Source organism: Microcoleus sp. Pol12B4 (assembly GCF_036701385.1).
Lineage (GTDB): Bacteria > Cyanobacteriota > Cyanobacteriia > Cyanobacteriales > Microcoleaceae > Microcoleus.
Window position 1 is genome coordinate 1 of the sequence record NZ_JAUBQR010000191.1, and the last position, 13,100, is coordinate 13,100.

A 13,100-nucleotide genomic window follows, 5' to 3' on the forward strand; every position below is an offset into this window, starting at 1 on the left:
TCCTGCAACGAGTGCAAGCGATCGGCAACCCCTGGATAAAAGCGGTGCAAAGACAGCCACCCAGCTAAATCCTCAGCAATCCAATTATCGCGCAAACCGTCCAACCTAGCCCCGACAGACTGCGCTTTTAAATTATTTTCGGTCAACAAATACGGTACTATATTGGGCCAATCTAGCAAAATTTGCTCTGGGGAAATTCCTGTCAGCAGTGCGCGGATCAGCAGCGGCATTTCCCAACCGGTTTCGATGGCGGGGCGCACTCGGTAAAAACTCAAAGCTAAATCTGGATCGGGTACTGTTTCGACTGGTTTCCAGATTTGACAGTAGGTACGCCAAGCTGTTTGGAAATATTCGATTAGTCCGTCACAAATCACACCGTCAAAATCAAGAGCTAGAATTGTCGGAAAGTTATTAACCATCAATCGATTTTAGATTTTGGATTGAAGAATTGAAGAATTGAAGAATTGAAGAATTTGAGAAGTGAACAAAGCGATATCACTAATGAATCCGGGGACTGGTTATCGGATACTATTTTTTGGTTGTGCCAGGATAAAGACGGGGGCTTGTACCCTGGCTGCTTTCGGTCACTGGATTGAAAAATTGAAGGATTGACTATGCAAACACTCAGCAATGATTGGTGAACAGTCGTTATTAAAAAGACTGAACTAGCGGTTGAGCGGCAATCGATTCTAGTCCTTGGGACTGCAACAATTGCGTCCACTCGGTCGTCAGCCGCGAATCATCGGGTGCGAGGCGCCGCATTTCGGCTAGAGTAGCAAGAGTCTCGTACCAAATCCCATTTTTAGCATAAGCAATCACCTTAGCCATAGGGTCAGGATTTGCCAAATCCTTCTTGAGATTTGCCTGCGGTTCAATTCGCTGCATCCATCCTTTAACAATATAATCTCCAGAACGCTCGAGAGGATCGCAGGCTAGTGCAAACGACCACACATATCGCTTACCAACCTCAATATTTTTTGTCTGGTCTTTCTCAGAAAGGCTAACTCCCACAATTCCGGCTTGGTCATTTTTGATAGTAGTTTCGTAGACTACTTCTGATTCATCTGCGTTTAGCAAAACAAACTCTACTTGAGCTGCGGGTTGAGAAACATATACAAAAAATGTTGGCGACTCTGTTAGCGTTAAGCCAATATTGCTTTCAGGTATTAAGGGAGTAATGAATAAACCATCCCGTAACTTACAGCCTCGATGCGTCCCCCCTTGTCGGTTGTCGGGGGCTGTTACATCTGGGGGTGTGAAATTAACATTCTGACTCAGCAGAATGGGCGCAGGCACAGCCTGCATCGGTGTAAGCAAATTGGGGAGAGTAACGGCCATCGCCAATACAGTCATCGCCAGTGCAGTAAAATGTATAAAACGTTTCATTTTTCCACCCACTTGTAGAAATATTTATAGATCGCATCTCTAATGTTAACCCGGAGTTTTAGCTCCGGGCGCGATCGAGTAAATGGGTCAATTTTCACGTCGCCATCGGCAGACAGACAAAACTTCAAGAAATATCGAGATTTAAAGAGGCGCAACCAGTGGTTGAGTTGCAACTGATTCGAGTCCTTGGGACTGCAATAATTGCGTCCACTTGGCTGTCAGCTTCACATCCCCCGGTGTCTGACGCCGCATTTGGGCTAAAGTAGCAAGAGTTTCGTACCAAATCCCATTTTGAGCATAAACGTTGAGCCTAGTCATCGGGTCGGGATTTGCCAAATCGCTCTTGAGAGTTGCTTGCGGTTCAATTCGCTGCACGAACCCTTTAACAACTAAATCCGCAGCTCGGTCTTCGGGGTCGCAAACGAGCGAAAATGACCACACGTATCGCTTACCAACTTCAAGGGATTTGTTGTTGTCCGTAGCAGGAATGGTAACTCCAACAATCCCAGATTTGTCCAGTTTAAATGTTTTTTCGTAGACCACTTCCTCTTCCTTGTCGTTGAGGACAGTAAACTCTATTTTTGCCGAGGTTTGAGGAACATAGACAAAAATTGTGGGAGACTCTGTTAGGGTTAAACCGATATTAGTTGGAGGCACTAAAGGAGTAATAGATAAACCCGCTGGACAAAGCTTGTTGCCGCGATGTGCCCCTCCTTGTCGGTTGGTGGGGGCTGTTACGTCGGGAGGCTTGAAATTAAAATTTTGACTCAGCAGAAGCGGCTGGGATTGTGCGCGCATCGGTGCAAGTGAACTGGGTACGGTAGCTGCGATCGCAGATACGGCGACCGCAAGTGTAGCCCGATGTAGAAAACGTTTCATTTTGTTGTACCTTTCACTATAATTCCAAACACAGGCATTCGCTGATGGCGACAAATATTTTTGAGATGCTAGTCGAGGGCGCAGATACACATTTTATACCTTGACATATCATCAATAACATTTATTAATTCGAGCGGCAAGTGGATTCTCTGTCGTAAAAATCAGGTTGTTTAGGCCGCAAGTATCATTAGATACAGTTGCTCGCCACCTACTGTAAATTTTTGTAACAAAGTGGTCGGAGTTTCCGAGTGTTCTAAGATGGAGGAAGTCTCCAGCAGGCGGGAAATGTGAAACAACTGCTGTTCCAGGAACGAGTCAAACTTTTATGCTGGGATAGTAAGCAACCCCGGTCTAAAGACACGAGGCTTCAGCAAACAAACTGAAGCCGTGCTTACCGGCCTAAGTTTTAATTAACTCGGTTTCGGGGGTTACGACACCAGTGGATGCGTAGCTAGTCTCCTGCTCGGTCGTTTGCAGTTAAACAGTTTTAAGGTAACAGAAACAGTGCTGCAAACCTAACAAGCCCTCAAAACTTTGGCGAAGCTAACATTACGAGAAATCGAAGAGACACAACAATGTCTATCCTAAAACCCAACTACGTCTTTGTTCTAGATACCAAACACAAACCACTAACACCATGCCAACCATCATTAGCACGTAAACGGTTAAAGGTTGGTAAAGCTAAAGTTTTCAGGCTGTACCATTTCACAATAATTTTGAGGAAGGAGGTAACTGACGACCCGCGAGCCATGATCTTAAAAATTGACCCCGGTTCAAAAGTTACTGGATTAGCTATACTTTTAGGTTCTGATCTAATTTGGGTAGCCCAATTAACCCATCGCGGTCAAACAATTAAGGCATCGCTAGATTCACGTCGTTCCCTACGGCGCAGTCGCAGAAGTCGGCACACCAGGTATCGTCAAGCGAGATTTCTAAACCGGACACGTCCCAAAGGTTGGTTGTCTTCTAGCCTTCGACACCGTGTAGAAACAACCTTAACTTGGGCAAACAAACTATCAAGACTTGCACCAATCAGAACAATTTTTCAAGAATTAGTCAGATTCGAGCTACAGCAGATAGAAAATCCAGAAATCTCAGGTGTGCAGTACCAGCAGGGTGTATTAGCTGGTTATAAAGTCCGTGAGTATCTACTCAATAAAGGGGACAGACGATGCGCTTATTGTAGTGCAGGAAACGTACCGCTACAGGTCGATCATATTCAGCCTAGAGCATCGGGTGGCACTAGCATGGTATCTAATTTGTGTTTAGCTTGTGAGCCTTGTAATACAAAGAAAGGCACTCAGGATATCAAGCTATTCCTAGCAAAAAATCCTGATGTTGTGAAGAAAATATTGGCACAAGCTAAGCGCCCATTAAAAGATTACTCTGCTCTTCATTCAACCCGATGGACTTTGTTTAATAGCCTACAAGAGACAGGTAAAATGATTGCCACGGGTTCTGGCAGGTTAACCAAATTCAACCGCATACGGTTAGAATTACCAAAAACCCACTTCTTTGAGGCTGCTTGCGTTGGTGATACGCCTAATATTTCCGTACTAGCAAATCAGCAAGCGACGGGGGATGGTTCAAGGCAGATGTGTCGCACAGATAAGTTTGGGCTTCCTTCTCGGTATGTTCCTAGATTCAAGTTTGTCAAGGGTTTCCAGACAGGCGACATTGTAAAAGCCGTTGTTACTTCGGGCAAGAAGGTTGGAACTTATACAGGTAGGGTCGCTGTTCGCTCATCTGGTAGTTTTAATGTGTCTGCAGTCCAGGGATTAATTCAAGGAATCAATCGCAAATATTGTTTCTCTATTCATCAAAAGGATGGGTATAACTATGGATTTTAAGAGTATTGACGGGACACTAAAGTACGCCGTGTCCCTTTTCCTCCCAGGGCTAAAGCTACTGGGTTTCCAATCTGCCGTGAGGTTTCTATGAGTAAAATATCTAATAAAATTCGATCGGCAGTGGCTCAATTGAGTCAAATGTATAAACCATCACTAGCATTGGCTAAGTCTGTATTAATTGCCAGCGCGGCAGTAACATTATCCTTGATGGGAGCCCGACAGCTAGGAATACTCGAACCACTAGAATTAAGCGCTTACGACCAAATGGTGAGGTGGCGTCCCGATGAACAGCCAGACCCACGCTTGCTAGTTGTGGGGATTACCGAAGCAGACATTCAGAAACTGAAACAGTGGCCGATATCCGATCGCAAAATAGCTGAAATCTTACAAAAACTTGACAAAATGCAGCCGACAGTCATCGGTTTAGATGTACTGCGAGACGTACCTTTAGGAGACGGGCGCGAGGAATTAACCAAAATTTTACAAAAAAGCGATCGAATTATCGGGGTATGTTTAGTCACCGACGGAAGCCCGGACAATCCCGGTTCTCCGCCTGCGCCGGGGCTGCCAGAAAACCGGGTGGGATTTGCAGATTTCGGAGTCGATGCCGGTGGCATCCTCCGCAAGGCTTTATTATTTATGAAACCGCCGACAATTGAGGGCAACTCCTCGGCCCAAAAACATCTTTGCAATGACAATTCTCAAGTTTTAGCTTCCTTCAACCTCCAGCTAGCACTCCGCTACCTGCAAGGGCAAAAAATCTCTCCTCAACTTGCGCCCGATCAATCTTTATGGCTGGGAAAAACCCAATTAAAACAACTAGCAAGCAATGACGGAGGATACACAAATACCGAGGTCAGGGGATATCAAATATTAATTAACTATCGTTCCAGACGACAAGTTGCCAACCAAGTCAGAATTACGGATGTTTTAGAAGGGAAAGTTGACCCTAATTTAGTTAAAGATAAAATAGTGCTCATCGGTTATACCACAGAAACCGTTAAAGATTTATTTTATACTCCTTACAGTGGGCGACAGAAAAGCAACCAATTCATGCCGGGGATCGTGGCACACGCACAAGTAGTCAGCCAAATTTTGAGTGCAGTTTTAGACAACAGACCGATGTTATGGTTTTGGCCGGAATGGGCCGAAATCCTATGGATTTCGGGATGGTCAATTGTGGGAGGAACGTTGGCATCGCGGATGGCTCACCCAGCGAAGTTGACGGTGACATTCGCAGCAATGCTGTCCGGGTGTTGCGCGATCGGCTTTGGGATTTTTCTGTTGGGAGGGTGGGTGCCTCTGGCAGCGCCAGCCTTAGCATTAATCTTAACTGGCGGTAGCATTGTATCAGCAGAGAGATTTAATAAAGCCGGATACGGGAAAGCAATTAGCGATCGAGTAAAACAAGTCTTCAAAATCGAAATAGACCAAGCCAAAAAAGAACAGCAAGTCGCAGAAATCACAGAATCTGATTTCTTTAAAGAATTGCAGCAAAAGAAAGATAAACTGAGAATTAGCAAACAAGAAACCTCTGAAAAAGTACCTTCCGAACCCCAAGAAATAACTGCAAGTACCGCAGAGCTTCCCAAGGTCGAAAGTCAGACAGACGACTACTTAGCTCAATTGCAGGAAAAAGCCAAACTGCAGAAGCAGCGCGCCCCTGTGACTGAATCGGAAAGCAGCTCACCAACGGGTGCGTGCGAGGCGGATGGCGGTGCTAGTTCAGCCGATACAAAACCCCCTGACGAGTTCAGCGATTTGCAAGCCAAAGCAAAACAGATGCGGCACCGCAGGGGCGCAGAAAAGAGGATAAAAGATGAAAAAATTGATAGTTTAGCAGACAAGGAGGATTTGGGGGGCAAGGAAGAATGACAGAGAACTCGACTGCATAGAGAATTGCATCATAATGGGTTCTCCCCGTTTCTTACCCTCATACGCAGATCATGTCCAAAATCATCTCTGTCCACTCTTACCGGGGCGGAACTGGCAAATCGAACACGACAGCAAACTTGGCATCTATTATCGCTCGTGGCGGAAATCGGGTCGCCATTGTGGACACCGACATTCAATCGCCCGGGATTCACGTGCTGTTCGGTTTCAGCGAGGGCAACATGGATCGCTGCCTGAACGATTACCTGTGGGGCCGGTGTCCGATCGCGGATACGGCCTACAATGTGAGTTCGCTGCTGCCAAAATTAGCCAGTAACGGCAACCTCTACCTGATTCCTTCGAGCATTAAAGCAGGGGAGATAGCGCGAGTTTTGCGCGAAGGCTACGATGTGGGACTGCTTACCGACGGCTTTCAAGAACTGATCGAGTTTCTGGAATTAGACTACCTATTTATCGACACGCATCCGGGGCTCAACGAAGAAACCCTCCTCAGCATCACCATTTCCGACATCCTGCTGCTGATTCTGCGTCCGGATCAGCAAGATTTTCAGGGAACGGCTGTCACGGTAGATGTGGCCCGCAAATTAGAAGTTCCCAAGATTTTGATGACGATCAATAAAGCCCCAGAATCCCTGGATTTCGAGGATTTGAAGCAGCAAGTAGAGAGTATTTACAACATCCCAGTGGCAGGGGTACTGCCCCACAGCGACAAGATGATGCTGCTCGCCAGCAAGGGAGTGTTTGCGCTGCACTTCCCTAACGACCCTCTAACTAAGGTTGTGGAAGGGATTGCGAAACAGATTGTGGGATAATTGGTGCAGCAAATGCCGATCGCCCGCCCAGGAGTGAGTTTCGATCTCAATTCTTGCGGAGCGATGTCCTTCTGCCTATCCGGCTGCCAGCAGAGGAACTTTCTCAGCGACAATATTTGGTTAAAGAGTCAGGAGAATGGCGACAAAATGAGATACAAATAGATTATGAGAATTTGTTAAAAAACTTTAGGAGGAGAACTCATGGATTTTGACTTCCGCATACTAATAGTATTGATGCCCGTATTGTTGGCGGGCGGCTGGGCTGCTTACAACGTCGGGGCTATAGCTCTCAAACAAGTGCAGAAATTGTTGAACAAGCAAGCTTAAACTCAGCCTCTTTTCAGGTAATCCCGCAGCCGACTGTTTTTTGAGATACAAAACAGTCGGCTGATTTGTGCATTGGCTCTGCTTAAGTGATGGCTGATTTTGGGGGGGCAATTTACGACTGCAGAGAGATAGGGCGAAAGCAAAAGAAAAGTTAGATTTAAAGATTAAGCAGAAACAGGGTACGCTCCAGCAAAATATTTTGTTGCAGCAAACGAGCCTGGGTAAAAAAACCTAGCTGTGAAAGCAAGGCGATCGTGTAACTCCGGGTTTTGATGTTTTGAACTCTACTCCTAACTTCTGAGTAGAGTTCCATAAAAATATTGGGTAAGCACGTTATCGCAGAAAATATGAGACAATCACAAAAGTATTTGCCCTAACAATCGCCCTAAAAACTACGAAGTTTAACTGATAGGGAAGATCGGTCAAATTGTCAATGTTAAATTCCTATATCTTTAGATAGATTATGCTTTTTCCCCGATCAAGCGGCATGCTACTCCATCCCACATCCTTTCCCAGTCGATTTGGCATTGGGGACATGGGAATAGAAGCATATCGCTTTATTGACTTTTTAGTAGAGAGCGACCAGCAATACTGGCAGGTATTGCCGCTGGGCCCCACAGGATACGGCAATTCTCCTTATTCGTGCTATTCAGCAATGGCGGGAAATCCGCTGCTAATTAACCCAGAACTGCTGCGGGACCAGCAATTGCTAGCAGATGAAGACTTCGCTAATTTGCCAGAATTTCCGCTGGATTATGTAGACTTCGATCGAGCGATTGCCCTGAAAGTGCCTTTGCTCAAAAAAGCTTGCGAAAACTTCAAAGCCAAAGCATCCCCGATCCAGCAAAAAGAATTCTCAGGTTTTTGCGAAAGCAAAGAGAATTGGCTGGAAGATTACGCCTTATTTATGGCAATAAAAGATCACTTTGGCGGTGTTAGCTGGAACAATTGGGAACCAGAAATTGCCCGTCGAGAACAAAATTCCCTAGAGAAGTGGCGCCAGCAGCTAAATGCTGAGATTTATTACTACAAATACGTCCAGTTTGAGTGTTTTCGCCAGTGGACGGAGTTGAAACGCTATGCTAATATGCGGGACATTAAAATTATTGGCGATATTCCGATTTATGTAGCTCACGACAGCGCCGATGTATGGTCTCATCCAGAAATATTTTGCTTGGATGAAGCCACCGGAGAACCAGCTTTAATGGCGGGTGTTCCCCCTGATTACTTCAGCAATACAGGTCAATTGTGGGGCAACCCCGTATACAATTGGGAGAAGTTGCAAGCAACTAATTTCGAGTGGTGGGTGCAGCGTTTTGAAGCGATTTTCTCTTATGTAGACGTGACTCGGATTGACCACTTTCGAGGATTTGACGCTTACTGGGCGGTGAAGCGAGGACAAGAAACTGCAATCGAGGGAGAGTGGATTAAAGCCCCTGGAACAGCTTTGTTGGATCTAATTAACGAGAAGTTTGGCAACTTGCCGATTATCGCTGAGGATTTAGGGGTAATTACTCCTGAAGTGGAAGCTTTGCGCGATCGATACGAGTTTCCAGGAATGAAGATTTTGCAGTTTGCTTTTGGCGCGGGCCCTGGCGATCCTTTTTTGCCTTTCAATTACGATCGCAACTCCGTAGTCTACACCGGCACCCACGACAACGACACGACTGTCGGCTGGTTCAATCAACTGCAAGACTACGAAAGAGATGAGGTTTTGCGTTATTTGGGCTGCATCGATCCCCAAGGGATTCACTGGTCTTTAATCCGCATGGGCTGGATTTCTATTGCTAATATGGCCATTGTGCCGTTTCAAGATTTGTTGGGTTTAGGTACCGATGCGCGGATGAATTTTCCAGGGAAACCAGAGGGAAATTGGGGATGGCGGTATCGACCCGAAGCTTTGAATTGGGAAGTGCGCGATCGGCTCAAAACTATGACTTACATCTCCGGGCGCGCTCCTAATAAACATTGATAATGGAGAAGGGGTAGTTGGTAATGGGTAATGGGTAATGGGTAAGAAGTCAATAAAGACCGACATTCTAATTAAAATCTGTGGACTGCCCGCTATTACCTATTTATTACCCATTAACAATTACCAATTAACACTCAACCTTCATTCTTGGGCGGTGCTGAAGAATTGAGTTCCTTTGCTTTAAAAACAACTTCTTTGGCGACTCCAGGATCTCCGAGTGGTTCGGCTTGTCCGTTATTAACGGCAACCATTACCCCGCCGGCGTTACCTGCTACCACTACCAATTGCTTTTGAGCCCCCCAGGTGCGAACAGTCCCGGTCGGCAAAGTTCCCTCAAACTCTGTTTTACCATCGACTTCAACCTGCATCCACGATTCTGCTTTAAAAGTGACGTTAACCATCACTGGTTTATTACCAGATTTATTTAAATTTTGACCGGTTCTTACTGCTTCGACAGCCTCGTAACTATCCGGTTTCTGATTTTGTGAGGAACTCGATGCCCCACCAGCTAAACGAGCTTGTTCTTGCTGCCCAAGCGCTAGTTCTTCGGCTCCCGCACCGTTTTTTGCGGTAACAGAACCACTCATTAACTGAGATAAGACATTGACCGAACAGATAATTAGAAATGTGTAAAAGAGGTAGAGGTGCATCGGCCGCAACTGAGGCCCATCTTGCCAGGATAGCTTGGTTCTCGATCGGGCTGGCGGCTCGATCGGAAAAAATTCGGCAAACTGAGCTCCGTCCAAACCCATTGCTTCAGCGTAGCGCTTGATCAAACCCTGAGTGTAGACAGGTTCGGGAAGTTGGTCTAGTTCACCGTCCTCGATGGCTTGCAGCAGATTCCGCCGAATCATTGTTACCACGGCTACTTTGTCCAAACAAATAGACTGCTGTTCGCGGTACTGACGGAGTTGAGTTCCAATTTCCGCTAGCTTCTTCTGAGCTGTTTCTGGCTCTTGGGAGTGCCGTTTCTGCTTAGTGGTTTTGAAGAATAAAAACAATAAATTCTTTGTCATATGCTGTGCTCCTGGGAATTTACTGGCACGCTTATTGATGTTAGGTTGACTAGATTCCATAAATAAATAATTTCCGCATCTTCTAGGGGTCGGCAGCAGCCTGGTGGCAATATTGGCGCACCGGGCCGCTGCAATTGAATCGGGCCAATGGCTGTGCGGTGCAGGCGCACCACTGGATATCCCAACTGCTCGGCTGTTCGCCGAATCTGTCGGTTTCTGCCTTCTGATAGAATGACTTCTAACAGAGTTTGGTCTTGCGCGCGATCGAGAACTTTTACTTTCGCGGGCAAAGTTTTTCGGCCGGACAAGATGATGCCCTGACGCCACGTTTGTAGTATGCGTTCCGGGGGATCGCCCCGTACCCAAACCTGATAAGTTTTGGCGATCGAGTGACGCGGATGGGTCAAACAAAATGTCAGCTTACCATCATTGGTGAGCAAGAGGGCGCCGGTGGAATCTGCATCTAAGCGTCCTACGGGGTGGATGCCTTGACCGGAGCGCAGTTGTGGTGGCAGCAAGTCGAGAACTTTCGATCGGGCTCTTGGATCGCTGCAAGTAGAAACTACGCCTGCCGGTTTGTTGAGCAACAGATAGACCTTTGCGGGTCGATCCGTTGGTTTCACCGGGACTCCATCGACTTGGATGAGATCGCGATCGGGATTCGCTTTTTCTCCTAAGCGAACAATATTGCCATTAACTCGGACTCGTCCAGCTACAATCATCTGTTCTGCAAGACGGCGAGAGGCAATGCCCCACTGGGCGAGGATTTTTTGCAGCCTTTCATCAGACATGACGGGAGTGTGGAAATCCCCAACGAGCCAGCCGTGGGGAGGAAACACGACACGGTTAATTGATTAACCGTACTAGCAATGCTCAATTCCTGGTTGGGAATAAATTATAATGCTGACCAATTATTACAGGACGCCCGGCAAGAGTGCAGATTGTCCTTGTGCCCGGTGCAGATTGTCCTGATGGCATTACCCTGAATGCTGTGCAAAAACTACGACGAAAAGACTCGCGGCAGGCACAGGTTTGCACCGTTGGTTTGCGGCTGGTTTGAAAGGTGTGGGTCTGACCCGACCATAAACCAACACTACCATAAATCCCGTACTGCTGGTTAAATTTATACGCTCGATCGCGAATTTTTCATCGGGATCGCACAAGTCGTGAACTACCCAAAGATCCCAAGGGGGGAAAGGTGAGAATTTTTCTGCTTCTGGCGTTGCTGATGCCAGATTTCTGCTTGATTTTCGAGTTGATCGGACTTATATTCATCAACACGGTTTCTAAGGAAAATCAGAGGTTGACAGCGGTCTATCTGTCCATAAACCGGGTTTTTGAGGCCGGATGTGCCAGTTCTAGTTAAATTTCTGTGCTTGAATATTAAGGTTTATATTCTGAAATTGTTTATGACTGTTGATCGAAACTCTATTCAATTTGACAATAGAGATGCCGCTGCTGGCTCTGGTGAGACTGTTAATCTCGGCGAGGAGGCGGGGAGACCTTCGCCCAGTCAAAACAGCCGGATCGCAAGCGCAGTGCTGTCTCCAGCGGTGCAGTTCTGGCTGCGATCGCAAGTTCAGCAGGTGGACGAGTTGAAGGTGAAAATTGAGGGGAGCGATCGACAAATCTTCAGCGGTGCGATCCCCAAAGTCACGGCTGCCGCTCGCAGTGCTGTGTATAAAGGATTACACCTAACTGAAGTTGCCATAGAGGGCTGTGGCATTCGCATCAACCTCGGTCAAGCTCTCAAAGGCAAACCCCTGCGCCTCCTGGAATCCGTTCCCGTGGCAGGCGTTTTGAGGCTTAGTCAGGCGGATTTGAATGCGTCGCTGAAAGCGCCTTTGCTTGCTGATGCTTTGAACGAATTTTTGCTGCCTATGCTGCCGCTGACAGATAGGGAAAAGTCGCTGAAGTTGCAAAATTTGCAGATTATCATTGAGGCGGGTTTGTTGACGCTTTCGGCGACAATTTTGCGCGCTGGCGGTAGGGAAATTATGTTGGTATTGCGGACGGGTTTGCGGATGGCTAGCGCTGGCCAATTGATGTTTGAATCACCAGAACTCGAACTCGATGGAGAATTAAAGAGCAGTGATTTCAATGGTTTTAAAATTGATTTTGGGCCGGAAGTTGAGATAGAAGAGTTGATCTTGAGTCCGGGGGAGATTGTTTGTCGGGGAGGAATTACAGTTTTGCCTTAGTTAATTAACAGTTGACAGTTGACTTTAACCTGCGTCCTCGGCAAAGCCTGGGAATATATACCGAATTCCCAATTCCCCATGCCCACTTCCCAATGCCCCATTCCCAATTACCGATTAATTAAAAAAGAGTCGATCGCGGGCAAAAATAAAGTCACAAAATAGTAGACTAAGGGCGCGGTAAAAACATAACTGTCGGTGCGATCGAGAATGCCGCCGTGACCGGGGATCAACTGCCCCGAATCCTTAACGCCGGCGTCTCGCTTCATCATCGACTCAGTTAAATCTCCTAACAGGCTAGCAACCCCAATCAACAGACCAAAAGCAGCCCCTGTATACGGCCACTCCGGCCAGTGTAAATACCAAGACCCAGCGACGGCGACGGCGATGCTGCCGCAAACTCCAAATACAGCACCTTCAACGGTCTTTTTGGGACTGATGTGGGATAGGCTAGTGCGGCCAAAGAATTTGCCGACAAAATAAGCCCCAATGTCAGCGGCCCAGATGCAGAAGAAAGCCAGCAGCAGCGAAGTCAATCCTAAAGATATGTGGCTCGAAGTTGTCCAAGACGGGGACGGGTAAATGTTAACAGGCAAATTGCTTGCTACTGCTTGGGAAAGTTGGGTTGTAGCAAGATTGCCTGGGTCGAGGCCGACTCGCAGCCGTACCCAATAGCTGGGCAAATAACCGCCGTAGAACAATCCTAAAACTGAGGAGGCAATATCGGCGATCGTCGATAATTTAGGTTGGAATAACAGGTAGAAACA

Annotated in this window: 11 protein-coding genes and 1 pseudogene; 6 read left to right on the plus strand and 6 right to left on the minus strand. The window is 46.9% G+C overall.

Annotated features, from left to right (window positions below):
* The 3 genes and pseudogenes from QUA38_RS22145 to QUA38_RS22155 all read right to left on the minus strand — a co-directional run.
* Positions 1-419: pseudogene (locus QUA38_RS22145) on the minus strand (HAD family hydrolase); the annotation flags it as partial.
* A 232-nt stretch (positions 420-651) separates the two neighbouring features.
* Positions 652-1,386 (minus strand): DUF928 domain-containing protein, encoded by a 735-nt coding sequence (locus tag QUA38_RS22150; RefSeq protein WP_333165612.1) that lies wholly within the window; start codon positions 1,384-1,386, stop codon positions 652-654.
* 141 nt (positions 1,387-1,527) lie between these two features.
* Positions 1,528-2,265, minus strand: a complete 738-nt coding sequence (locus tag QUA38_RS22155) for a DUF928 domain-containing protein (protein WP_333165615.1) — start codon at positions 2,263-2,265, stop codon at positions 1,528-1,530.
* Between the two features lie 575 nt (positions 2,266-2,840).
* On the opposite strand from QUA38_RS22155, the gene iscB reads away from it, so the two are divergent.
* The 5 genes from iscB (at position 2,841) to malQ (ending at position 9,119) form a co-directional block, all read left to right on the plus strand.
* Positions 2,841-4,115, plus strand: coding sequence for an RNA-guided endonuclease IscB (gene iscB / locus QUA38_RS22160; protein WP_333165618.1), 1,275 nt, complete (start codon positions 2,841-2,843; stop codon positions 4,113-4,115).
* Positions 4,116-4,202: 87 nt separating this feature from the next.
* A complete protein-coding gene (locus tag QUA38_RS22165; protein ID WP_333165621.1) occupies positions 4,203-5,990 on the plus strand; it encodes a CHASE2 domain-containing protein in 1,788 nt (595 codons plus the stop codon).
* A gap of 71 nt (positions 5,991-6,061) precedes the next feature.
* A complete protein-coding gene (locus tag QUA38_RS22170) occupies positions 6,062-6,820 on the plus strand; it encodes a MinD/ParA family protein (protein WP_333165623.1) in 759 nt (252 codons plus the stop codon).
* A gap of 201 nt (positions 6,821-7,021) precedes the next feature.
* Complete coding sequence (locus tag QUA38_RS22175) at positions 7,022-7,147, plus strand: photosystem II protein Y (protein ID WP_333053037.1); 126 nt, start codon at positions 7,022-7,024, stop codon at positions 7,145-7,147.
* Between the two features lie 463 nt (positions 7,148-7,610).
* A complete protein-coding gene (malQ, locus tag QUA38_RS22180; protein ID WP_333165626.1) occupies positions 7,611-9,119 on the plus strand; it encodes a 4-alpha-glucanotransferase in 1,509 nt (502 codons plus the stop codon).
* A 134-nt stretch (positions 9,120-9,253) separates the two neighbouring features.
* Here malQ and QUA38_RS22185 read toward each other — a convergent pair whose 3' ends face one another.
* Both QUA38_RS22185 and QUA38_RS22190 read right to left on the minus strand, forming a co-directional pair.
* Positions 9,254-10,135: a RodZ domain-containing protein gene (locus QUA38_RS22185; protein ID WP_333165629.1), complete on the minus strand. Its 882-nt coding sequence runs from the start codon at positions 10,133-10,135 to the stop codon at positions 9,254-9,256.
* Positions 10,132-10,926: a pseudouridine synthase gene (locus tag QUA38_RS22190; protein WP_333165635.1), complete on the minus strand. Its 795-nt coding sequence runs from the start codon at positions 10,924-10,926 to the stop codon at positions 10,132-10,134. The genes QUA38_RS22185 and QUA38_RS22190 overlap by 4 nt, the downstream gene beginning before the upstream one ends.
* 618 nt (positions 10,927-11,544) lie before the next feature.
* Between QUA38_RS22190 and QUA38_RS22195 the strand changes: the two genes are divergently transcribed.
* The gene (locus QUA38_RS22195; RefSeq protein WP_333165631.1) at positions 11,545-12,336 is read left to right on the plus strand and encodes a DUF2993 domain-containing protein; all 792 of its coding nucleotides are present in this window, start codon (positions 11,545-11,547) and stop codon (positions 12,334-12,336) included.
* 107 nt (positions 12,337-12,443) lie between these two features.
* Here the strand turns inward: QUA38_RS22195 and QUA38_RS22200 are convergent.
* On the minus strand, positions 12,444-13,100 hold a 657-nt coding region (locus QUA38_RS22200; protein ID WP_333165632.1), incomplete at its 5' end, for a phosphatidate cytidylyltransferase.